This window comes from Nocardia sp. GTS18 (genome assembly GCF_013839555.1).
GTDB classification, from domain to species: domain Bacteria; phylum Actinomycetota; class Actinomycetes; order Mycobacteriales; family Mycobacteriaceae; genus Nocardia; species Nocardia rosealba.
Genome location: NZ_JACBIU010000003.1, coordinates 31122 through 54607, shown reverse-complemented (window position 1 = coordinate 54607; position 23486 = coordinate 31122). Strand labels below are relative to the sequence as shown.

General features: G+C 64.0%; 18 protein-coding genes and 1 pseudogene. 5 read left to right on the top strand and 14 right to left on the bottom strand.

The features are described from left to right. Window positions 1-6 precede the first annotated feature (6 nt). On the bottom strand, window positions 7-1353 hold the full coding sequence (locus HYG95_RS05055) for a TIGR03118 family protein (RefSeq protein WP_255495000.1): 1347 nt from the start codon (window positions 1351-1353) through the stop codon (window positions 7-9). 114 nt (window positions 1354-1467) lie between these two features. On the opposite strand from HYG95_RS05055, the gene HYG95_RS05050 reads away from it, so the two are divergent. After that, window positions 1468-1965, top strand: a complete 498-nt coding sequence (locus tag HYG95_RS05050; protein ID WP_181696840.1) for a peroxynitrite isomerase — start codon at window positions 1468-1470, stop codon at window positions 1963-1965. Between the two features lie 210 nt (window positions 1966-2175). After that, entirely contained in the window at window positions 2176-2367 is a 192-nt protein-coding gene (locus tag HYG95_RS05045; protein ID WP_067496292.1) for a hypothetical protein, read from the top strand. Here the strand turns inward: HYG95_RS05045 and HYG95_RS05040 are convergent. The 5 genes from HYG95_RS05040 to dxr form a co-directional block, all read right to left on the bottom strand. Beyond that, entirely contained in the window at window positions 2361-4151 is a 1791-nt protein-coding gene (locus tag HYG95_RS05040; RefSeq protein WP_181696839.1) for a penicillin-binding transpeptidase domain-containing protein, read from the bottom strand. The genes HYG95_RS05045 and HYG95_RS05040 overlap by 7 nt on opposite strands. Before the next feature lie 65 nt (window positions 4152-4216). Further along, a complete protein-coding gene (locus HYG95_RS05035; RefSeq protein ID WP_247607075.1) occupies window positions 4217-5071 on the bottom strand; it encodes a GNAT family N-acetyltransferase in 855 nt (284 codons plus the stop codon). Between the two features lie 80 nt (window positions 5072-5151). After that, entirely contained in the window at window positions 5152-6306 is a 1155-nt protein-coding gene (gene ispG / locus HYG95_RS05030) for a flavodoxin-dependent (E)-4-hydroxy-3-methylbut-2-enyl-diphosphate synthase (protein ID WP_181696838.1), read from the bottom strand. A 116-nt stretch (window positions 6307-6422) separates the two neighbouring features. Then, window positions 6423-7619, bottom strand: coding sequence for an RIP metalloprotease (locus HYG95_RS05025; RefSeq protein WP_181696837.1), 1197 nt, complete (start codon window positions 7617-7619; stop codon window positions 6423-6425). Window positions 7620-7707: 88 nt separating this feature from the next. Next, window positions 7708-8901, bottom strand: coding sequence for a 1-deoxy-D-xylulose-5-phosphate reductoisomerase (gene dxr / locus HYG95_RS05020; RefSeq protein WP_370465685.1), 1194 nt, complete (start codon window positions 8899-8901; stop codon window positions 7708-7710). 95 nt (window positions 8902-8996) lie between these two features. On the opposite strand from dxr, the gene HYG95_RS05015 reads away from it, so the two are divergent. Then, window positions 8997-9266: a DUF2631 domain-containing protein gene (locus HYG95_RS05015; protein WP_181696836.1), complete on the top strand. Its 270-nt coding sequence runs from the start codon at window positions 8997-8999 to the stop codon at window positions 9264-9266. A 55-nt stretch (window positions 9267-9321) separates the two neighbouring features. On the opposite strand, the gene HYG95_RS05010 is transcribed toward HYG95_RS05015, so the two are convergent. The 5 genes and pseudogenes from HYG95_RS05010 to HYG95_RS04990 all read right to left on the bottom strand — a co-directional run. Continuing rightward, window positions 9322-10272 (bottom strand): LysR family transcriptional regulator, encoded by a 951-nt coding sequence (locus HYG95_RS05010; protein WP_181696835.1) that lies wholly within the window; start codon window positions 10270-10272, stop codon window positions 9322-9324. Window positions 10273-10315: 43 nt separating this feature from the next. Then, complete coding sequence (locus HYG95_RS05005; protein WP_181696834.1) at window positions 10316-11443, bottom strand: serine/threonine-protein kinase; 1128 nt, start codon at window positions 11441-11443, stop codon at window positions 10316-10318. 77 nt (window positions 11444-11520) lie between these two features. Further along, entirely contained in the window at window positions 11521-13137 is a 1617-nt protein-coding gene (locus HYG95_RS05000) for a serine/threonine-protein kinase (RefSeq protein WP_181696833.1), read from the bottom strand. A gap of 73 nt (window positions 13138-13210) precedes the next feature. Next, window positions 13211-13633, bottom strand: a complete 423-nt coding sequence (locus HYG95_RS04995) for an uL11 family ribosomal protein (RefSeq protein ID WP_181696832.1) — start codon at window positions 13631-13633, stop codon at window positions 13211-13213. A gap of 72 nt (window positions 13634-13705) precedes the next feature. Further along, window positions 13706-14275, bottom strand: a pseudogene (locus HYG95_RS04990) (radical SAM protein); the annotation flags it as partial. 372 nt (window positions 14276-14647) lie between these two features. Between HYG95_RS04990 and HYG95_RS04985 the strand changes: the two are divergent. Further along, window positions 14648-15025 (top strand): hypothetical protein, encoded by a 378-nt coding sequence (locus tag HYG95_RS04985; protein ID WP_181696831.1) that lies wholly within the window; start codon window positions 14648-14650, stop codon window positions 15023-15025. A gap of 10 nt (window positions 15026-15035) precedes the next feature. Further along, window positions 15036-19463 carry an FxSxx-COOH system tetratricopeptide repeat protein gene (gene fxsT / locus HYG95_RS04980; protein ID WP_181696830.1) on the top strand — a complete coding sequence of 1476 codons (4428 nt, stop codon included), beginning with the start codon at window positions 15036-15038 and terminating at the stop codon, window positions 19461-19463. A 224-nt stretch (window positions 19464-19687) separates the two neighbouring features. Here fxsT and HYG95_RS04975 read toward each other — a convergent pair whose 3' ends face one another. Genes HYG95_RS04975 through HYG95_RS04965 form a run of 3 tightly spaced genes read right to left on the bottom strand, consistent with a single transcriptional unit; the run spans window position 19688 to window position 23143 of the window. After that, window positions 19688-21559: an AAA family ATPase gene (locus HYG95_RS04975; RefSeq protein WP_181696829.1), complete on the bottom strand. Its 1872-nt coding sequence runs from the start codon at window positions 21557-21559 to the stop codon at window positions 19688-19690. Then, window positions 21559-22038 carry an ABC-three component system middle component 2 gene (locus HYG95_RS04970; protein WP_181696828.1) on the bottom strand — a complete coding sequence of 160 codons (480 nt, stop codon included), beginning with the start codon at window positions 22036-22038 and terminating at the stop codon, window positions 21559-21561. Before HYG95_RS04970 ends, HYG95_RS04975 begins: the two co-directional genes overlap by 1 nt. Further along, entirely contained in the window at window positions 22031-23143 is a 1113-nt protein-coding gene (locus HYG95_RS04965) for an ABC-three component system protein (RefSeq protein WP_181696827.1), read from the bottom strand. The genes HYG95_RS04970 and HYG95_RS04965 overlap by 8 nt, the downstream gene beginning before the upstream one ends. Between the last annotated feature and the right edge of the window lie 343 nt (window positions 23144-23486).

The window sequence follows — 23486 nt, the reverse complement described above, 5'->3', positions numbered from 1 at the left end:
GCCGCGCTACAGCGCGCGCAGACTGCCGAACAGTCCGTCCTTCTCCTCACGTGGGCCCGCGGTGAAGTACAGCGCGTCGGCGTCGCCCGCGCTCTCACCGTTGCCGAACGTCAACGCCCACAGTCCCTCGATCTGGACCGGCTCGCCGTCGCTGTCGCGCAGGTAGTCGACGAAGGTTCCGGTGGTGTCGTCGAAGGCGAGGACCCGGCCGAGACCACCGGAATTGCCGATCAGCAACTTGCCCGAGAGTGCACCGAAATTCGACGGCGCGATCGTCACCGCCCACGGTGCGTTGAGGCGCCCGCCGTCGTCGATGATGCGCACCAGCTTGCCCGCCGCGTCGAATTCGGCGACCTTGCCCTTGTCCGGGGTGCCGTCGGCCGCTTCGTCGGCCTTGGCGTCGAGCGAGACCTCCTCGCCCTTGTCGAAGGCCTCGGGCTCCTTCTTGTCGGCCTTGGTCACGGCGTAGGAGACGAACACCCGGCTGCCGACCGTGGTGATGTTGAACGGTGCCGGGTCACCGGGAACGGCCTTGTTGCCCTTCTCCGGACTGGCGGGGTCGATGGGCTTGCCGGTGGCGAACGGATTGGCGAAGCCCGTGGTCGCCACCGGCTGCCAGAACTTGTCGAAGGTGCGGATCTGCGGGTCGGCGCCGAAGTCGGCGGCCAGCAGTTTGTCACCGGAGGGTGCGAGCGCGAGCCCGAGGAACGACATGCCCTGGGCCGAACCGTCGAAAACCTGGTTGGCGCCGCCGTTGCGGCGGATGACAGCTCCGTCGGGCGCCTGCTCGGTCCAGGCGTTGATCCGGCCGGAATCGGTGCCGACGATGAATCGCGCCGAACCGCCGAGCGGAACCGGCATTCCGTTCAGATCGACCCATTGGTCGCGCACCGCGAACAGATCGGAATTGATCGGGGCGGGGTTGAACACCACACCGGTCGTCTTGCCCGCCGACTTGTCGGACGGGTCGGCATCGGTGCCCGGGATCGCGACGGATTCGAACTGGTCCCTGGTGAGTTTCTGCAATGCCGGATCCGTCGACTCGCTGACATCACCGAGGAACTGGAACGACTTACCACCCGCGCCGACCCAGAAATGTCCGCCCGCGCCCTTGGGCCGATTCGCCAGACCCCAGGCGTCGACCATCTCGGCGATGGTGAATTGGGCGTGATAGGAGTCGGAGCTGGCGGCCAGATCGGTTCGGCTGTACCGGTTGCCGTCGAGGGCGGCGACACCGTCGCCCGCCGGATCGGTGCTAGAGCACGCGGCAGCGACCAAGAGCACCGCGCCGAGAACCGCACCGCGCACCGGCCCGGACAGCACCCGGCGGGTGCCCCTCACATGTCCGTTCAACGTTCATTCCTTTCGACCTCCGCCGGACGGCGTTCAGGCGACGCTGACCTTATCCCGACCCGTGTGACGGTGTGCCGTGAACATGGCTGTGGTGGCAGGTCTAGGCTGTCGCGCGTGGTCGAACCAAGCGCGCCCATCGCCCCGCATCCCGCCGTCGCCGCCCTGGCACCGCTGCTCGGTACCTGGCGCGGGCGAGGTCACGGTGAGTACCCGACCATCGATCCCTTCGACTACCTCGAGGAGATCACCTTCGGTCATCTGGGCCGCCCGTTCCTGACCTACCGGCAGCGAACCAAGGCCGCCGACGACGGCCGCCCGCTGCACGCGGAGACGGGCTATCTGCGCGCCCCCGCACCCGGCAAGGTCGAACTGGTGCTCGCCCACCCCACCGGAATCACCGAGATCTGCGAGGGAACACTCACCGAAACCGTCGACGGAATTCGACTCGAATTGAATTCGACGAATATCGGGTTGAGCGGGTCGGCGAAATCGGTGACCGCGGTTGGCCGTTCCTTCCATGTGACCGGCGACACCATCGAGTACACGCTGCGGATGGCCGCCGTCGGCGAATCCCTGCAACATCATCTGAGCGCGACCCTGCAACGTGCGTGACAATGCAATTTCATTTGCACGTACCCGCTGAGCAGCGCGTTCGATCGCGACGGCGGATCGTCACGGTCGCATAGCGATTACGTTCGAACACGCCCGCACATATGGCAACAATTGTGTGTCGCTTACTGCCGCCGCCTGTTGCCGAGCGCTTCCGCGTTCTACGGTTCTCCCATTCGGAACACGTCGAAACCCTGGACGAGGGAGACGAATATGAGCCGTTCCACCCTGATTTTGACCACCGCCGGAATGATTCTCGGCGGAGCCATGGCCATCGATCTGCTCGACGCCCGAGTCCAATCCGCGCCGCCCAAACCGGCACCCGGCTATGAAGTGGTCCATCGCGACGCGGTCGAGCACACCGACAAAGACGCCTACGTCGTCCCGCCGTATCGCGCTCAGTAGCCGGGCGGCAGCGCCGCGAACATGTCACGGGTGACGGCGACCGCGTTGTCGGAACTGCCGCCCTTGACCAGCAGTGTCGCGAAGGCGATGTCGCCGCGATAGCCGACGAACCACGAGTGCGATCCGCCGTCGACCTCCGCCTCACCGGTCTTGCCGTACACCTCGCCCTGATCGCGGATGCGCTCGGCGGTGCCGCCGGTGACCACCATTCGCATCATCGCACGCAGCCCCTCGACCACCTCGGGCGCGAGTTCGGGCCGCTCACCGACGATCTCGGTTGGCCTGCCCGCGATCAGATACGGCACCGGCGCCGACCCGTGCGCCACCGCCGCGGCCATCAGTGCCATCCCGAACGGGCTCGTCACCACCCGGCCCTGGCCGATGCCGTCCTCGGCGCGCTGGACCAGCCCGTCGGCGGGCGGCACCGACCCCGACAGCGTCGGTAACCCGGCCACCCGGTAGTCCTGGCCGATACCGAGGCGGGCGGCGGCCTCGGTGAGCGCGTCGGGTTCGAGCCTGCTGGCCAACCCGGCGAAGGTGGTGTTGCAGGAGCGCTCGTAGGCGGTGGCCATCGGCACATCACCCACCGAGAAGAGGTTGTAGTTGGGAATCGTCCGCTCGCCGATGGTTGTCCGGCTCGGGCAGGGCAGCACCGTCTCGGGCGTCGCGATCCCCGCCGCCATCGCGGCCGACGCCGTGACCGTCTTGAAGATCGAGCCGGGCGGGTACTGACCGCTCGTGGCCACCGGTCCGTCGCGGTCGGCGGCCTTGTTCTGGGCCACCGCGAGAATCGCGCCGGTCGAGGGCCGGATCACCACCATCATCGTCTGCTCGGTGCGCAGGTCGACCGCGTGCTGCGCCGAATTCTGCACGAAACGGTCGATACTGAGCGCGAACGACGGTGCCGGCTGGGCCGGGACCTCGTGCAGCACATCGAGATCCGCGCCGTTGGCGTTGCGGGTGACCACGCTCCAGCCCGCCTTGCCGTCGACCTCGGCGATCACGGTCTTGCGCACCTGGGTGAGCAGGTCGGGGGCGAACTTGCGATCGGTGGGCACCATGTCCCACTCCTGGGTGAGCGTCACCCCCGGCAGACCGATCAGGTGAGCGCCGAGCGTCTCGGCCTCGTACTCGCTGAGCAGGACGACCGTGTACGCCCCATCGGCTTTGCGCGCGGCCGACAGAATGGCCTGCGGGGTGTAAGCCACCGGATCGATGCGGCTCAGCGCACCGGCCAGGGTACCCGCGACCCGCTCCGGATCCGGGGCGTCGGCGACCGTGAACCGCACCCGTGACACCTTGCCCGGCACCAGCACATCGCTGCCCGCCGACTCGTTGACCCGCGCGCGCGGCGCGGGTTGGGTTCGTAACTCCAGGCTTTGGGTGTCGCCGAGTTTGGGGTGGATGTCGGTGGAGGTCCAGCGCACCAGCCAGCGGCCGTCACTGCGGCCCATCTGCAGTTCACCCGAATAGGTCCATCGGCGGCCCTTGGGCAATGTCCACTCGTAGGTGTAGTCGACGGTGGCGGTGTCGCCCTGCACGCGCGCGTCACCGGTGCGGACGGTCAGCTCCTCGGCCTGGAGAGCGTCCCAGGTGGAAGTGAGTGCGGCCGTGGCCTTCTCGGGCGCGGTCGTGAGACCACCCGCGGTGACCAGATCGCGGTCGGCGAGGGCCTCGGCGAAATCCTGGGCGGCGGGCGCCGGTCCCTGCGGACCCGTCGAACACGCGCCCGAGGAGAGCGCGAGCGCGAGCACCGCACAGGTGGTGAACATCCGAGTCCTCATCGGCACAGATGGTAACGGCGAACCGGGCGCCGACGACGCAACAACGCCGGGTCAGCGGCGGAAAACTAATCGACGAGGACGGTCGCGAAGGTGGCGATCTGACGGAAACCCACACGGCTGTAAGCACGTCGGGCGATCTGGTTGTAGTCGTTCACGTACAGGCTGGCCGTACGGCCGGTCGACACAACGGCATTCGCGACAGCGGCCGTTCCCGCCGTGCCCACCCCGGCACCGCGATGTTCGGGATGTACCCACACGCCCTGGATCTGACCGGTGCGCCGGGACAACGACCCGATCTCGGCCTTGTACACCACTTCGCCGTCGTCGAAACGTGCCCAGGCCCGGCCGGATTCGATGAGGCTCTTGATGCGGCGGCGGTATCCGCGGCCACCGTCGCCCGCGCGCGGGTCGACGCCGACCTCCTCGATGAACATGGAGATCGCGGCGGTGAGGTAGCGGTCGATCTCGTCGGGTCGCACTCGTCGCACCGCGCTGTCCGGGCGGGCGAGGGCAGGTTGGGCCAGGGCGAGCAGCGGCTGGTCGGCGCGCAACTCCCTCGCCGGTCCCCAGCTCGGCGCCAGCATTTCCCACAGCGGCAGCGCCAGCTCCTGCCTGCCGACCACGGAGGAACACACGCGCGGCCACCTGGTGGCCCGATCGGCGAACGCGCGAAGGGCCTGCTGGTCACCGCGCAGCGGAACGAGGTTCGCACCGGAGAAGCACAGGGAGTCGGCGGGACCGCCGCGACTCCACAACTCGCCGACACCGGAACGGGTGTCGAGGCCGAATTCCTGGACACGGGCCGCGATCATGCACGAGGCGACCGGATCGGCATCGAGGACCCGCAGCACCTCGGCCAGGTCCCGCACGGTCACCGGACGCGCGGGGGTGGCCTTGGACCGTCGCGTCGGCTCCAGCAGACTCCGCACGGCACCAGCCTGCCACGAAAGCGGGCGCAGTGGTACGGGTCGAGGTGAATCCGTCGCCGGACCGTGAGGGATCAGCCCGCGGTGACCACCGGCTGCGCGCCGGGCTCGGTGCCCATCTCCTCGGCGATCCGCATCGCCTCCTCGATCAGGGTCTCCACGATCTGCGCTTCCGGCACGGTCTTGATGACCTCGCCCTTGACGAAGATCTGCCCCTTGCCGTTGCCGGAGGCCACCCCGAGATCGGCTTCGCGAGCCTCGCCGGGCCCGTTCACCACGCAGCCCATCACAGCCACGCGCAGCGGTACCTCGAGGCCGTCGAGACCGGCCGCGACCGCGTCGGCCAGCGTGTACACATCCACCTGGGCGCGTCCGCACGACGGGCACGACACGATCTCGAGCTTGCGCGGACGCAGGTTCAGCGACTGCAGGATCTGGCCGCCGACCTTCACCTCTTCGGCGGGCGGCGCCGACAGCGAGACGCGGATCGTGTCACCGATGCCCTCGCTGAGCAAGGCGCCGAACGCGACCGCCGACTTGATGGTGCCCTGGAACGCCGGGCCGGCCTCGGTGACACCGAGGTGCAGCGGGTAGTCGCTGCGCGCGGCGAGCTGACGGTAGGCCTCGACCATCACGACCGGGTCGTTGTGCTTGACCGAGATCTTGATGTCGCCGAAGCCGTGGTCCTCGAACAGGCTCGCCTCCCACAGCGCCGACTCGACCAGTGCCTCGGGGGTGGCCTTGCCGTACTTCTCCATCATCCGCTTGTCCAGCGAACCGGCGTTCACGCCGATGCGGATCGGGATGCCCGCCGCGCCCGCGGCTTTGGCGACCTCGCCGACGCGGCCGTCGAATTCCTTGATGTTGCCCGGGTTCACTCGCACCGCGGCGCAGCCCGCATCGATGGCGGCGAAGATGTAGCGGGGCTGGAAGTGGATGTCGGCGATCACCGGGATCTGTGACTTCTTGGCGATGGTCGCCAGGGCGTCTGCGTCTTCCTGCCTCGGACACGCCACCCGCACGATGTCGCAGCCCGAGGCGGTGAGTTCGGCGATCTGCTGGAGGGTGGCGTTCACGTCGTGGGTCTTGGTGGTCGTCATCGACTGCACCGAGATGGGATGGTCACTGCCCACGCCGACATTGCCGACCATGAGCTGACGGGTCTTGCGCCGTGGTGCGAGAACAGCAGCGGGAGCGGCGGGCATCCCCAATCCGATGGTGCTGGTCACGGTCGGCTGCCTTCTTTCCTACGGATCTCGAATCGACCTGGGCTGATTGCTTCCGAGCTTAGTCGCGCACGCTCGCACCGCACCCTGTGAGGGGCGCGACAGCGGGCGTACGCGGATCAGGGTAGGCGAATGGGGTTGACGATGTCGGCGGCCAGGGTGAGCAGCATGAACGCACCGCCGATCACGACGGCCACATACGTCACGGGGAGCAGTTTCAGATAGTCGACCGGGCCTGCGGGGGCTTTGCCGCGCCAGGAGCGCACCACATCGCGCACCTTCTCGTAGAGCACCACCCCGATGTGCCCGCCGTCGAGCGGGAGCAACGGCAGCAGGTTGAACGCGCCGAGGAAGAAGTTCAGGCTGGCCAGAACCAGGATGAACATGCCCCACAGGCCACGCTCGGCGGTCTCGCCACCGATCCGGCTCGCGCCGTAGACGCTGACCGGGGTCTCCGGGTCGCGCTCACCACCGGTGACGGCCTCCCACAGCGCCGACACCTTCTGCGGCATCTTGGCCAGCGACTTCACCGTCTCGACGAAGAAGTCACCGGTGAACACGATGGTCGCCGGAATCGCGTCGACCACGCCGTACTGCTGCGGTTCGGCGTAATCCGGGCCGACGCCGACCGCGGACACCTCGCGGGCCGGGCCCTCCTTGGGCGAGCGCATCACCCGCTCCGGGGTCACGGGCACGGTGAGGGTGTCGCCGTCGCGTTCGATGGTGTAGGTGAACGTGCCGGTCTGCTTCTGGGTTTCGGCCTGGAACTGCGCCCAGGTGGTCACCTCGACGCCGTTGACCGCCTTCACCACGTCGCCACGCCGTAAACCGGCGCGCTGAGCCGGACCGTCACCCGTACACGGTGCGAGTTTCTTGTCCGGCGTCTCCTGGGCGACGCAGCTCATGGTGCCGAGCGCGGTGGCGGGTGGCTGCTCGAGCTGCGGCAGACCCCAGCCCACCGCGAGCACCACCAGCAGGATGAAACCGAGCAGGAAGTTCATGGCGATGCCACCGAACATCACCACCAGCCGCTTCCAGGTGGACTGGCGATACATCGCCCGGTCCACCTCTTCGGGCTCCAGCTCGTCCAGGGCCGTCATGCCCGCGATATCGCAGAAACCACCGAGCGGCAGCGCCTTGAGGCCGTATTCGGTCTCACCACGACGGAACGAGAAGACCCGGGGCCCGAAACCGATGAAGTAGCGGCGCACCTTCATGCCGGTCGCCTGCGCGGCCCACATGTGCCCGCATTCGTGCAACGCGATCGAGATCGTGATACCGACGGCGAACAGGGCAAACCCGAACGCGAATACCATCTGGCCCTTTCTCTGTTCTTGGCGGCTGGCGCCGCGGTTTTTCGGCCTCGTAACCGAAAAACGTGGGGGTCCCGTTGAGTCGGTCAGGTCAGGGCGTCGGTACTTCGGCGATGGCCTCGGCGGCGAACTCCCTGGCCCAGCGGTCGGCCGCGAGGACGTCGTCCAGGGTATCGGGTTCGGCACGCCAGCGGTCCGCGGCCTCGACCGCGCGGGTGACGGTGCGCACAATGGCCGGGAAGCTGATCGCGCCGTCGAGGAAGGCCGAGACGGCGACTTCGTTGGCGGCGTTGTAGACGGCGGTGACGCTGCCACCCGCCTCCCCGGCTTGTCTGGCCAGACGTACAGCGGGGAAGACCGCGTCGTCGACGGGCTCGAACGTCCAGGTCGACGCCGTGCCGAAATCGCAGGGCGTGGCCGCGCCGGGCAGGCGTTCGGGCCAACCGAGCGCCAAGGCGATGGGCAGCTTCATATCCGGTGGACTCGCCTGGGCGAGGGTGGAGCCGTCGGTGAACGTGACGAGCGAATGCACGATCGACTGCGGGTGCACGGTGACATCGATGCGGTCGTAGGGCACCCCGAACAGCAGGTGGGTCTCGATCAGTTCCAGACCCTTGTTCACCAGCGAGGCCGAGTTCAGCGTGTTCATCGGACCCATCGACCAGGTCGGATGCGTTTTCGCCTCGTCGGGGTTCACCGATTCGAGCATCTCGGTGGTCCAGCCGCGGAACGGGCCGCCGGAGGCGGTGAGCACCAACCGGTCGACTTCCTCGGCACGACCGCCGCGCAGACATTGAGCGAGGGCGGAGTGTTCGGAGTCGACGGGGACGATCTGGCCGGGTGCGGCCGCGCGGGTCACCAGCGAACCACCCGCGACGAGGGATTCCTTGTTGGCCAGCGCCAACCTGGTCCCCGCCTCGAGAGTGGCCAGCGTCGGTTCCAGGCCGAGCGAACCGACCAGGGCGTTGAGCACCACGTCGGCCTCGGTGCGGCGCACGAGTTCGGTCACCGCCCCCGGCCCGCCCAGATCGAGATCGAGTTTCCGGGCGGCGCCGGGATCGGCCACGGCGACATTGCGGGTGCCGGTGGCGGCCATCTGCTCGGCGAGCAGCGCGGGGTTGCCGCCGCGCGCGGCCAACCCGACCACCTCGAAGCGGTCGGGGTTGGCGGCGATCACCTCTAGCGCCTGGGTGCCGATCGAACCGGTACTGCCAAGGAGCAGCACCTTCACCCGGTCGGTCGAGGCCGTATTGCCGTGCGCGGCACGGGGTGCGTGGTGGGACACGGGCCCATTGTGGCAGGGCTGCTGGCTACGACGAACGGTCGTATGCCACGATATGCACACTCGCCCAACCAGAACTCGAGCCCTAAGGAGCGATCGTGGCCGCCACGGACCTCGAAAAAGCCAGCACCGAGCGCGCCGTCGCCACCAGCGTCGACCCCGCCGAGGTGCCCTCGGCAGCGTGGGGCTGGAGCGGCGAGTCGCCCAAGACCTTCCGCATCGCCGGCTGGTTCGTCGTGATCGCGCTGCTCGGCATGACCATCGGTAACCACCAGGGCCACGTCGAGGACATCTTCCTCATCGTGTTCGCCGGTCTGCTCGCGCTGATCCTCGTCGTCGATTCGCTCACCAAGCGCATCCCGAGGTAGACACCCGCACCGATGCCTGCGGCCGCGATTCGATCGCGCCGCAGGCATCGTCGTGTCAGCGGCCGCGTCGGGCGCCGGGCTTGCGGCCGGTCTTGGCGGGTTTGCGTTGCGCGGTCTGCTTCTTGGGCGCCTGCTTCTTGGGCGCACGCTCCTGCGCGGGCTTGGCCGGTTCCGCGCCGCGTGAGCTGTTGGCCGAACGGCCGCGCACGATGCCGACGAATTCCTCGACCAGTTCCGAATCTCCGTCGGCGGGCCAGGCCAGCGCGATCCGGGTGAACTCGGTGTCGCTGATCGGGCGGTACACCAGGTCGCGCCGATGATGCAGTCGGGCGATCGACTGCGGCACGATCGCCACTCCCCCCACGGCGGCGACCATTGCCAGGGTGTCGGCGGCCTTATCCAGATCGCCGCTGTCGTGGTGCTGTTCGTCGGCCAGGTCGGCCGGGCTCACCGCATCGAGCAGCGACAGCGCGTCGTCCTTCTGCACGACCGCGACCGGCGTCTCCTCCCACAGCGGGATCGCGTTCATCCCGGACCGGTCCATCGGCAACCGCACGAAGCACAGGTCCACCCGGCCCTCGCGCAGCGCGCTCTCCTGTTCGCCCTGCGGGACACCGAGTACCTCGAGGGGATGGTCCGGCAGCCGCTCGCCCCACACCCGAGCCCACTTCGACACCGTCACCCCCGGCACGAAACCGACGCGCAGGCTCGCGGGCCGCTCCGGTTTCTGCTCGCGCTGCGCCTGCTCGTCGGCACGGATCAGTTCCCGCGCGTGGTCGAGCAGGGTCGCGCCGTCCTCGGACAGCTGGGTCGGCGACGCGCCGGGCACGAACAGCCGCGTGCCGAGTTCGCCCTCGAGCTCGATCACGGTGGCGCTCAACGCCTGACGTGGAATCCGCAACGCCTTCGCGGCGCGAGCGAAATGCAGTTCCTCGGCCACGGCGACGAACCGACGCAGCCGGACGAGGTCGATGGAGTCGGCGGCGGTGACGTCGAAGTCGCTCATTCGGATCAGAATATGGCACGCGCCGAAGAGGTCAGCGCACCGATCACAGGTTCGTCAGCACAGCGATGAGCACCGCGATGCCGATCACGATGGCGAACACCACCAGCAGCATCCCCAACATGGACCCCCAACCGCCGCGCGCGGGCGGCGGTGGCGGCATCGGCGCACGCATCGCGGGCTGGGCCCAGGCAGCGGGGGTCGCCGGTCGCGGCACCATCGGCGGAACCGGTGCGACCGGGATCGCGGCACCGGAGTTGTTCACCGGCCGCATCGGCTGCATCCCCAGGAACGGCTGAGCGTGCGCCCCCGACGGCGGACGAGCGATCGGGCGGGCACCGGTGGTCCCGGTGCGCATGGCCCGCTGCGCGGCCTCGACGAACTCCTCGCAGGAGGAGAACCGGTCGGCTGGTCGCTTGGCCAGCGCCCGCGCCATCACGGCATCCAGATTCGGCGGCAGCCCGGCCCGGCGCGGACTCACCGGCGGTGGCGGCGACTGCAGGTGCCCGGTGATGACGGCGGCCGGGCTCGGCGCCTCGAACGGCGCGGTACCGGTGAGCAGGGTGTAGAGCGTGCAGGCCAACGAGTACTGGTCGGCGCGATGGTCGAGCGGGACACCGGTGAGCTGCTCGGGAGCCGCGAAGGCCAGGGTCGCGGTGAACGAGCCGGTCTCGGTGAGGTGACCGGAATCGTCACGTAGGCGCGCGATGCCGAAGTCGGTGAGATACACCCGCTCCTGGCTGTTGGACCTGGCCAGCAGGATATTGGCCGGTTTCACATCGCGGTGCAGCACGCCCGCGCGGTGCGCGAAGTCCAGGGCGACGGCGGTCTCCCGGATGATCTGCAACGCCCGATCCGGTGGCAGCGTCGCCGGATCGAGCATCGACGCGTCGATCCCGTCGACGTATTGCATGCTGATCCACAGTTGGTCATTCTCCACACCGCGGTCGAACACCGTCACGATATTGGGGTGGTCGAGCTGGGCGACCAGATCGGCTTCCCGCTCGAACCTGGCCCGGATCTCTGCATCGGAGAACAGCTCCTGATTCAGCAGTTTCAGCGCGGTCCACCTCGGCAGCCGAGGATGCCTGGCCAGATACACCGAACCCATCCCGCCGCGACCCAACTGCCGGTCGATCGTGTATCCGGCGAATACCGTCCCGTCAGAAACCACTCTGACCCCCGAATCTCGCTCGTCGTCCGACGCGCTGGACCCTACCAAAACGGTGTTCGTGCCGTCGCGGGCATCCTTCAGCTCATCGGGAAGGTGGTCAGTTCCTTCAGCAGTTCGGGCAGGTCCTCGGTCAGCGATGTCAGTCCCGAACCCCGGGAGAACAGGAATACCCAACGCTCTCGGCCCGGGTCACTGAAAGTGGAGACGACCACGGTGAATCCGTATTGGTCTCTTCCGGACTTGTCCTTGGCGAACCAGCCCCGGTGATCGTCGGTGCGCGTGCCGGAGCTGCCACTGCCCACGTCTTTGGTCTCGCTCTCGAATTTCGCCACCGCCGCTTTCGCGGACTCCACGGACGGAAACGCGTAGAAGGCGAAGCGCGTAGCGTTGATATCGGCGGGTTTGCACGCCCATTTGGCGTGTGCCTCTTGGAACGTCAGTTCCCACATCAGCTCGTTGCGGGTCGTCGTATTGACATAGGCCTCGCAGGTCCGGCCACCGGTGCCGACGCCGGTGAGGTACGGATTCGACGCCGATAATCCGTCGGCTTCACCGGGCGGCAGCATCTGCGGGAACGCCGCCGACATCGCGGCGATGTCTCGATGGGCACGGGAACGGTTGAGTATCTGCGAGACCCACGTGCTGTCGTCCTGCCAGACCCAATACGACGCGCTGGCGATGACCGCGAGCACTGTCAGCAGGACCAGCGGTACGACGCCACGCTGTCGTCGCGCAGGTACTGGACGAGCCGGATAGGGCGCCGCCATCTGCCGGGCAGGGGATGCGACCCCCTGCCGCATGGGCGGCGCATACTGGTGCGGTGCCGGGACAATTCCGGTTCGCGGCGCGAAAACTGTGGGTTGCCCACCCGTTCCGGTGAGCGCGCGACGAGCCGCGGCGGCGAACTCCGCACACGAATCGAAGCGATCGGCCGGGCGCTTGGCCAGCGCTCGCGCCAGTACCGCGTCCAGGGCGACGGGCAGATCCGGACGTTGCCGGTGCACCGACGGCGGTGGGGATTGCAGGTGCCCCTGGATGACGAGCACCGGATTGGTCGCCTCGTAGGGCGCCAGCCCCGTGAGCAACGAGTACAGCGTGCAGGCCAGGGAGTACTGATCGGCGCGGTGATCGAGTGGGGCGCCGGTGAGCTGCTCGGGAGCCGCGAAGGCCAGGGTCGCGGTGAAGGTGCCGGTCTGGGTGAGGTGGTGGACGTCGTCGCGGGGGCGCGCGATTCCGAAATCGGTGAGCAGCACGCGCTCCGGGCCGTTCGCGGCGGCCAGCAGGATATTGGCCGGTTTCACGTCGCGATGCAGCACGCCGTTGCCGTGCGCGTGGTCGAGTGCGGCGGCGGTGCCCTCGATGATGTGCAGTGCGCGGGCAGCGGGAACAGGATGCTCGATGGCGGCGGCATCGACACCGTCGACGAACTGCATGCTGATCCACAGCCGCCCGTCGTCGGCGCCCCGGTCGTACACGGTGACGATGTTCGGGTGTTCGAGCTGCGCGGCCAGATCGGCCTCCCGCTCGAATCTGGCCCGGATCTCGTTGTCCGAGAACAGTTCCGGATTCAGCAGTTTGAGCGCGGTCTGGCGCGGCAGCCGAGGGTGCCTGGCCAGATACACCGAACCCATCCCGCCACGACCGAGCTGTCGTTCGATCGCGTACCCCGCGAAAACATCCCCCGTCGCAAGCATGATCCCCCGTTGTCGAACCGATCGATTACCGGTCCAACTTAGTGCAGGCCACACCACACCATCAGGGTCCGGGTCATTCTTCGACCCTCACCCCCATCGACCGAGCCGTACCCGCCACGATGCGCATCGCCGCATCGACATCGGTGGTATTGAGATCGGGCAGCTTACGAATCGCGATACGCCGCAACTGATCGCGACTGAGCGCACCGACCGGCTTGTGTCCCGGTTGCGGCGATCCCGGTTGCCCGAGCGCGGCCCGGATGAGGGAGGCAGTCGGCGGCGTCTTGAGCCGCATCGTCCACCGCTTGCGCGCATCGATCGTGATGACAGCGGGAATGATCTCCCCACGCCGATCCGCCGTCGCCGCATCGTATTTCCGCTTCACCTCGAACGGCGGAACCCCGGTCGGCCCGAGCATCTTGCCGAGCGTCATCAACGAGGCATTGCCCGCTTCGAGCTCGAGAGTGACTGTGACAGAGGCTGTTTCGCGCGCCATAGTCAACGATCTCGGACGCGTGCATCATTGCGGTCCCGCGACGATAACGCCTGGGCCGCAACAGTTTCAGAATCAGCCCTCGGCCGCCAGCTGACCGCAGGCTGCGGCGATCTCTTGGCCGCGGGTATCGCGCACTGTGCAGGACACACCCTGGGCGATCACGCGGCGTACGAACTCCTTCTCGACCGGCTTCGGGCTGGCGTCCCACTCGCTGCCGGGGGTCGGGTTGAGCGGGATCAGGTTCACGTGGACCAGCGGGCCGAGGGCCTTGTGCAGTTTCTTGCCGAGCATGTCGGCGCGCCACGGTTGATCGTTCACGTCGCGGATCAGGGCGTATTCGATAGAGACGCGGCGGCCCGACTTGTCGGCGTAGTAGCGGGCGGCGTCGAGCACCTCGGAGATGGGCCAGCGGTTGTTCATCGGGACCAGGGTGTCGCGCAGTTCGTCGTCGGGGGTGTGCAGGGAGACGGCCAGGCGCACCGACATGTCATCGTCGGCCAGCTTGCGGATGGCGGGCGCCAGCCCCACGGTCGACACCGTCACCGAACGTTGTGAGATGCCGAGACCGTCGGGTGCGGGGGCGGTGATGCGGCGCACCGCGTTCACCACCCGCTTGTAGTTCGCCAGCGGCTCACCCATGCCCCCCGTTTTACAAACGCTCTGACCAGCTGGAACGGCAAAGAAGCCCAGCTCGCAAGCTGGCGTAAGCCACAGGTCGCCGCGACGTCGAAAGCGCGGCGCCCTCCGCAGCGCCGCGAGGCGACCCCGCCGTTCGAACCAACAGTTCAGCGCGCCGATTTATGGCGGCACGGCGAGGTCTCCGGATATGGTCAACTTTGTCAGCCGACACCGACAGGTCGTCGGTGCTCTAAGGGTTCAAACCGGCTGCGATGCCTGGGCTTCGACGCGCTGCGGCGCGTCAACTTTTCTCCACGAACTTATCGCCGTGCTTGCGGCAGAGCAGCTAGACACCCTTGATAGACTGCGGCACAACTGGATTGCGGAGGGACAGTTATGGAACCGATCACGCTCGGTCTTGCGGCGGCGGCGCTGCTGGCTACCAAGTTCGGGGAGGGCGTGGCTCAGGATGCCGGGACGAGCGCATGGAAAGCCGTGAAGGGTGTAGTAGCTAGAAGGTTCCGCAATGACCAGGAGATGACACGGGTCCTGGAGTCCGCCGAGACTTTGCCAGACCAGGAAAACCTCACGACTCTCGCAGAGCGAATCCGCGAAGCGGCGACCAGGGACGACGAATTCCGGGCCGAGTTGACGGATCTGATCAATCGGGTCCCTCTCAGTCTGTCGGCTACCAATATCAACGCCCAGTCGTACGACAGCTCTAAGCAAGCAATCATTACCGGCGGGACATCGATCGGGACCCTGAACCTCTAAACCATCCCCCGTGACTGCTGACCGCAACTTTCGTGCCGCTGACCAGGCTGTACAGATACATGTCGATGGAGCCGGTCACGTCGGCCAGCTGAACATCGGTTCAGCCGGCAACTCTTCCGTACTCCGCTCCGGTCCGTTCATCGTGGGTGATATTCCTCGCGAGCCCACAGCGTTTGTGCGCAGGGAGATCGTCGAAGCCCTTGAGGGAAACTTCGAGGGAGCAACGCGCGTGCTGGTTGCTGCTTTGACTGGGATGCGAGGAATCGGCAAAACCCATGTCGCAGCGGCCCATGCAAGGAAGGTGCAGGAAAGAGGTGGGTCGGTTCTATGGCTCAACGCCGCTACTGCCCGCGACCTCCTCGCCGGTCTTACACGTGCCGCTGCGCTGCTTGACGTCGCAGATCCCGACGGAGATCATGAGCGAACCCTTGATCGACTCTGGAACTGCATCGCACGACTGTCTGATCCGAAGCTGATCGTTTTCGACAACGCACAAGATCCAGATCTTGTACACAGGTACCTGCCCAAGGACCCGGGGACCAGGGTCGTTATCACCAGTACTGACCACAGGTTCCATGAACTAGCCTCACTGGTACCTGTTGACGTCTACACCCGTGAAGAGTCCGTTGCCTATCTGAACCAGCGAACCGGCCAGGACGATCAGACCGGTGCCGACAGCGTTGCTGCTGAACTTGGAGACTTGCCACTTGCGGTAGCGGCGGCTGCATCGGTGATCAGGAACAACCATCTTTCATATCGAGACTACTTGGAGCTGCTGCGCGCGCCCGATGCACTGGATGAAGCATTGAAGAAGGCTGCAGGACAGCAGTACCCAGAGGCCGCGACCACCGCACTGAGACTCAACCTCGACACCGTTCGAGCACAAGGCGCGTCGCTCGGAGTGCCGAAGGTGCTTGCGGTAGTCGCAGCTCTGGACCCTAATGGCCTAGCGGTCGGGACCCTCACGCGATTGTCCGGGATCTCCGCGAGAGCCGCGGTTGCAGAGTGCGTCAACTCTTCAATTCTCACGTTCTCTGCTGGTGACAGCGTTATTGCAATGCATAGCCTGCTTCGGCGGATGGTACAACGTGATGCCGAACGATCGGGCCAGGTTCCTTCGATTGCGACTGATGCTCATTGCATTCTGGAAGGAATGCTAACAGCCGATGCAATCGAAGCCTGGAGACGGCGGATTGATATCTCAATCGCTGCGTCCCATGTTGAAGCGCTCTGGTCATGGTCGTGCGCGCATCTGACCGAACTCGGCGATAGTGAATTACTACAGCAGCTTCTTCAGCTGAGAGCAACGACTGTCGAACAACTTACGGCAATATCTGAGTTGTCGCAGGCAGTGCGGATCGGGACAACCCTCCTTCCGGACTACCTCCGGCTGCTCGGTCCAGAACACCCAGATACGATTGCTTCGCGGGAAGGTTTGGCTAATGCCTACTGGTTGGCCGGGAGAACCGATGAAGCCATCGACCTGCTGGAACGGACAGTCGCAGATGAAGAGAGTCTACTTGGGCGCCGACGCCCAAGCGCGCACGCGCCACGAAATGCTTTGGCGCTTGCATACGAATCCGCCGGCCGCCTCCACGAAGCAGTTCACCTTCTTGAACAAACATTGGCGGAGAATGAGCGTAGCCTCGGGCCCGACGATCCAGCGACGTTAAGAACATGCCATGACCTTGCATTCACTTATAGATCGTCTGGCCGCCTTGATGAGGCTGTACGTTTATTCGAGCGGGTAGTCACCGGCAGCAAACGTGTTCTCGGGGAGGATGACCCAGAGACTTTGTCGGCACGTGATGGGCTAGCAGGTACATACATGCTAGTAAACCGGACCCCCGAGGGGATCGAACTTTTCTATCGTACCCTGGCTGATCGAACTCGCGTTCTCGGCCCAGATCATCCTCACACGCTGATGTCCGGCCATAACCTTGCATATGCGTATCGATCCGCGAATCGTGTCGAAGAATCTATTCTTCTATTTAAGGAAACTCTGGCACATCAAGAACGTTTACTTGGACTTAACCACCTGCATACTTTGACGTCATGCCTCAATCTGGCCGATACTTATATGTCTGCTAACCAACGTACGCAGGCGATCGCGCTATACCAGCGAGCAGTGTCAGACTTTGAGCTGACCTATGGATCTGACCATCCCGTCTCCTTTCAGATTCGCACAATATTGGCCAGGGCGCTAGGAACCGAATATGCGCTTTCAGAGGTTGTCCTTGGCGTTCTTCGTTCTCTTTCCTGGGAAGTACTGCCTGGATCCAAAATTGCTCCCGGCAACGACGAGAGAGCATCGTGGGCGGATCTCATTATCCCTGCTCGGCTGAGACAGTCGATAAAGCGCATTAATCCACAGCTATCAGACCGGCAAGTCGACAGGGCTATCGAGACGATTCGATCATCCGATTCCTGCGGCGACCGCGGAAACGCTCGAATCCAAGAATGGATTGTGAATGGCCTACGACTAACCGAGCGCAGGGGTGAGTGCCCTGATGAGAGATACGAAATCGTGCACCTCATCAACCAAGTTAACCCTAATGAGAATGAATTCATGGCGGCGACGGAGGTAAAGATTTGCGAAGGCGTTACGTCCCGTCGGCTGGACCTTGTCCTCTACGTCAACGGCCTGCCGCTGGTTATCGTTGAACTAAAAGATGCCACGAACAATGAGGATGGTGTCAGGGACGCATACAACCAACTGAAAGAATATGGCGAATGGTTCGAACATTCTCTGCGACACAATCTTATCTGGTTGGTGACCGATGGATTTCGCGCTCGCTATGGTACGAGATCCATGCCGTATGAGCAGTTTGCGCCATGGAACGTCGCCGTCGACGGTCGCTCAGTGCCGCAGCCTGCTGCAAAATGGGACAGCTCTGAACTGAGCCTCGCGCTGCAGGGGATGCTCAATCGTGGTCGTTTGATCGAGTTGGTATCAATCTATCTATCTCCCGGCTTGGGCACGCCCGATACTTTCGCTATCGCGAAACCGCACCAATACTTCGCCGTCAGGAAAGCCCTGGCGCGGACCGTTAATGCAATGTCGACAGATGGACGAGCTGGAGTTGTCTGGCACACAGCGGGGTCCGGAAAATCAGCCACCATGGAATTTTACGTTAGTCGGCTGCTGAATAATCCGACGCTTGGCAATCCAACGGTAGTGGTGATCGGTGATCGTTCCGCAATCGTTGACCAACTCTATTATCGATTTAAGAATTGCAGCCTTTTGTCGACACTGCCTGTACGAGCCGAATCTAGCATTGATCTGCGTACAGAACTTGCGGGTCGCAAAGATCGTGGCTTAATTTTTACGACATTACAGAAGTTCCGGACGGCACAGCTGGGACCGGACGGAGTGGCATCCCCGTCCTTGTTCTCAGATAGACGCAACATCGTCGTTATCGCGCACGAGGCACATCGAGGTTACAATAATTCACTGTATGGTTTCATACGAAACGTCAAAGATGCGCTTCCTAATGCCACGATGATCGCCTTTACGAGTACGCCCATGTCTGAGCCCGGCCGCGATATCCGAGAAGTATTTGGCGAATATATCGACAAATACGATATAGTGCGTTCCGAGCGTGATGGAATGACTGTTCCAGTCTACTATGAAGGCCATCTCATCCCTATGGACCTTCCTGTTGAAATAGGTTTCAACTCTACGATCGATGCCAATGCTGAACTACTTTCCCCTGCCCCCGATGCATCAAATGCCCGACACGACCACCAGCTGCTCAATGCAGCATTTGGGGCACCCGATCGAGTTCGCAAAATATCGGATGACATCGTCAACCACTGGGAGAAGCGCTCCGCAACTTTCAGGAAAGACACTGGCGTGACTGGAAAGTCTATTATCGTGTGCCCGTCACGCAGGATTGCTGCCATGTTATATCGCGAGATTGTATCGTTGCGACCTGACTGGCATGACGACAGCGTGTCGCGAGGGAGCGTGAAGGTAATGGTGAGCAGCAGTATCGATGGACCCGAGCTGATAAAACATCGGTTGAATGCCGCAGAAAGAGAAAATCTCTCTTCTCGGCTACGCGATCCGGACGATGAGTTATCAATGGTTATCGTTTGCGACTCTCTTTTGACAGGGTTAGATGTTCCGGCGATGCACACGGTTTACATAGACCGGCCAATGCAAGGACCTCGACTCCTGCAGTTGCTATCCCGCGTCAACCGTCCATTCAGAAATAAGACTGACGGGCTTATCGTGGCCTATACTCCGATAGCTGAAGAGCTCCGCGAGGCAATTGCTAACTACACGGAGGTCGAGAACTTCAAGGCGGAATCAGTCGCGCCCCGGAGGGATTTCCAGCAGCCATTGGACGGTTTGCATACCACGGCGTATCGGTGGCAGTCCTTATGTAGGACGCGGACGGCGCTAAGCAACGAGATCAATCGGAAGGAATAATTTCGATCTCGCTGGGCTCGCCGCCAATATTTTGGAGTTTGGAGGCGGTCGGCCCTGAACCGTCACGAGTTGCGGCCGCACCCGCGTCCAATCGGGAGATGTAGTCGTGGACGTAATTGCTGCCGGAGGATGGAGCGAGTACGTCGGAGGCACACATCTACAGCGAGCTGGCGACATCCTGCGGGACACCCATGACCAGGAACGGTAAGCAGTGAACCCCGCAATCAGCTATCGATCGCCAAGGTGTCGGCTGGCCTCTCGTCGGCCACAGCGGGCATGAAGCCGTACCGTCCGACGTTGACGCTCTTCGTGAAGGGGATGTCGAGGGCGTCGGCCCCGAGCGGATCCAGTGGATCGGTGTTCTCCATAACAATGACTTGACCGTCAAAGTTGTCCTGGATATCGCGGTAAAACGCGCGGACAACACCCTCTGGTGGCTCATCGCCCCCTGTCGGCTGATCTGGCGGCCGGTAGGTGACGAGGGGTGAGTCGAGCACGACGAATCCCGGGTGTGGCAGCTCCCGATCAAAGCAGTACTGGGCGAGGGCGAGCGTGAAGGCTGCGTGCAGGACCGCACGCACGCCCTTACCGTGAGCCGAGCGCCGTTGATCGCCGGCGACAATGTCGAGCTCGTTTCGGTCGTAGCGCACAGACGCCGCAGACGGATAGTCCCATTCGGCGAGGCGCCTGGAAATCTCAGTCGATAATTCTCGCACGGCGGTGAGGCTAAGGCCCGCGACCGCTGTTGCCACCTCCGCTTCAGTCTCGTTAGCGATTCGTCGAATCATTTCCTCAAGCGTCTTGACCTGCTCGTAGAGACCCATGTGCTTCTCGATCTCACTGCGTTTAGTGAGAAGGTCGCGGAGATTACCCGTCTCGGGGTTCATCGTCACGTCGAGCTTCTCAATGCTCTTCTGCAGCGCCACGGCGTCTCTACGCGCCGTTCTGATCGATGTGCGAAGGTGCTCGGTTCGTGTGTCCAAGCTCTCGATCGTGACGCGGAGGTCCTCGAGAAGGCCCTGTGTCCTCCGAGTCTCGGAGGACACAGAGGCTCCAAAGCTGGTCGTGTCTCCTTCGCAGTCCAGGTTGAGATGCTGGCTGGATGGCTCCGCACCGCAAAACACACAGGTACCGCGGCGGAAGTATCCGAGCAAATTCCCGGCTTCCGCCACCATCTCAAGGCGTGCCAAATCGCTCTCGTACTGCTTCTGCAAGAGCGTGAATCGCTGCCTGAGCGCCGCTGCATCTGAGTATTCCGACCGCTGGGCGCTGTCTGCCAATTGAAGTTTGTTGTGCTGCCGGAGCAGTTGACCTCGCTGTTCTGTGAGGCTGCCGATCATTGTGCTGTGCTCGTCGATCGTGTGGTTGAGCTTGCCGAGCTGTGTCGTGAGCTCTGCTAGCTCAGCAACGTCTTGGAGCTGTGACTCAAGTTGGCTGAGCATCCTCTCAACGACTTCCTGCCGGGCGCCGCGCAGCCGCTTCTGTTCTTGCGCTGAGGGCACCGCCGTCAGTGCGGAGTCATCTTCGCCTACCAGGAGAAGCTTGAGGACTGAAACCTCCTTGGTCTTGTTAACCGGGTTGCCGCTGAGGCCGGGGGGTTCCTCGGCCTGCATCTCCGTCTCCCCGATGAGGCACAGGCGGGTCAGGTCGCGGAAGCTGAGCATGTTGGTCTCGTTGCGCGCGTTCTTCCTCACCTGCTTCTCGTCGAGGCCGACTTGATCGAGGAGGAACCGAGAGATGTTCTTCGTGTTCGCCGCGCTGTGCTTCGCCGCGAGCGTCTCATCCGCAGGAGTTGAGGGCTCGACGCGGATATCGGCTCGGTAGACGGAGACCCCACCGCCCTCCACCGAGCGTGCGAGCGTGATTTGTTCGCCGTTGCCGAGTTCGAGTCCGAGCAGGACTCGGCTATACCCCTCTCGTTCGGGGATCTCCTTGAGTTCTTTGGCTCCGAAGACGAAGTCGATCGCGTCGACGATGAACGACTTGCCCGTGTCTGAGGGGCCGTGGATGACGGTGACTTGTGGGCTGAAGTCGACCGAGGCCGGCGCGGCATTCGTGCCGGTAAACGTCAGGTGCAAAAGCGTGAGTCGCCCCATCAGATTTCGCCCCCGCTCTCGTGCTGGATGACCTCGAACTCTTCGGACCAGTGAGAGGAGATCTCTCTCATGCGCTCACGCAGGAGCGCGTCATCAACGGCACCGAGCTCCTCAACGACCCAGTGCGCTCGGTCGTGCAGGGCGTGCGCGTAGTCGCTTTCAAAGAGTCTCAGAAAGCTCTCCGAGCTCTCGCTCGCCCAGAACTCGATACCACTTTCTTCAGCGGACATCTCCACGAGACCCGCCCGGATCATGACGTGGAGACCGTCTTCGATGTGCTGTCGTTTCACTCCGAGTTCGCCGACTCGTACCGGGATTGGCGGGTGGAGGCTCTCGGGGCCATCGAGGTCGGCGCTGTGGAGTAGCCCGTGGTCAAGGAGCACCAGTCGATTGATGTCAAGATGTGCGGGAAAAGCTTCTACCAGGATCATCAGGGCTCGCATCCCGACTTCGAGAGGGCTGTTGAGGGGGTTACTCATCAGCGGCCACCCACGTCAGTTTCTCGGCGTTAGCAAGCTGGTGGCAGATGCCTTGCCGGTCCTGGAGCTTTGAAACCGAGATGAGCGCGTGGGCGCCCAGATCGAGTTGGCCAGACTGCGTGAGGACAGCTCGGAGTCGGTCAAGGCCGCTGGCATGGTTCGCGTCTGCCGTGTCGATGACGCCAGCGTAGACGTCGTCTTGGAGGAGCTCGAACGTGCCGTCTGGCACGGAGTCCCTGGCGTAAAGGCGCAGCGCCTCAGCGGAGTAGAACGCCTCTCGCTGCCTTTGGAGATGCGGACCGTACGTCGCGTGCGCGGCAACCGAGCCAGCATCGGAGCAGGATGCGGGGTCCTGCTCGTTGTAGACGTCCACGAGCTTCTTGACATAGCTCGCTTCGTCCGGTGCCGGAGCCTCCGGGGTCTCACCGACGGGAGGCCGCGCAGGCAGGGATGTCCCGAATCTGACGGCGTAGTACGGGGTATCGCGATGTACATCGAGCATCTCGTTGAGCTCAAGTGACTGGAAGATCGAGAAGCTGGAGGACTCGGCGAGTTCACGGATGGACTGCAGCGTTTGTTCGTCGTACTGCCGCGTAGCGGCACCTCTGGCATCGAGCAGCTCAAGGAACTTCTTTCGGAGCTCCGTAGGCTTGCTCAGGAGACGATTTAGCGTCGGACCGCACCCCCGCGGTGCGACAAACACATATCTGTCCGGCAGACGGTAATAGGTATCCACGACGCCGTAGAAGATCTTCAACATTTCGGGGAATGCGTCCGATAAGGTGAGCGATCCGTCGTAGTGCTTGGCCTGGAAGCAGTCCCATGCGCCTTCAAGGCCGCGGTCGGTCTTGAACGCGGCGACGTCCACTCCTCGGTCTCCGGATCCCCCGAGCTGCTTGATTTGTCGATACGAGGTGGCGACTCCGGTTGCCCACTCGGCGATGAAGACTTCCCATTCGTCGGGCGAATAGAAGTAGATGCGGTGGCCCGGGGGCACGGGAGAACCGGGGAGTGCCGGGGCTGGTGAGCCGGACGCGACGGGGACAGGAACGTCGGTGAGTTCGGGGGCACCGCTGCTTGCGTTCGGCTGGGCCGCCAAGGACACGCGGGCACCTCCTCGTTCCGTGTCGTCTCGGCCTAATCTTAGGAGACAACAAGGAACAGCACAGCCTGGGCTTTACATGTCGTTGGACTTCCTCGAATAACTTGCTTCAGACGTACGTCTAACGGTCAGATGGCGCGGGCCAGTAATGGCCAGCCCAACAAGGCTGCGCTTGTATCCATTTGGATGCCACGGAATGGAGGGGGCGGCTGGGGCGCTCGCGCAACCCTCGCTCCTCCACACAACCAATCGTCATCATGCTGCCGCGATCTCACTACGGGCGCCTAATTGCCAGGTTGGAATGAGATCGAACGGATTAACTGCCTGCAGAGACATTCGAGCCGGA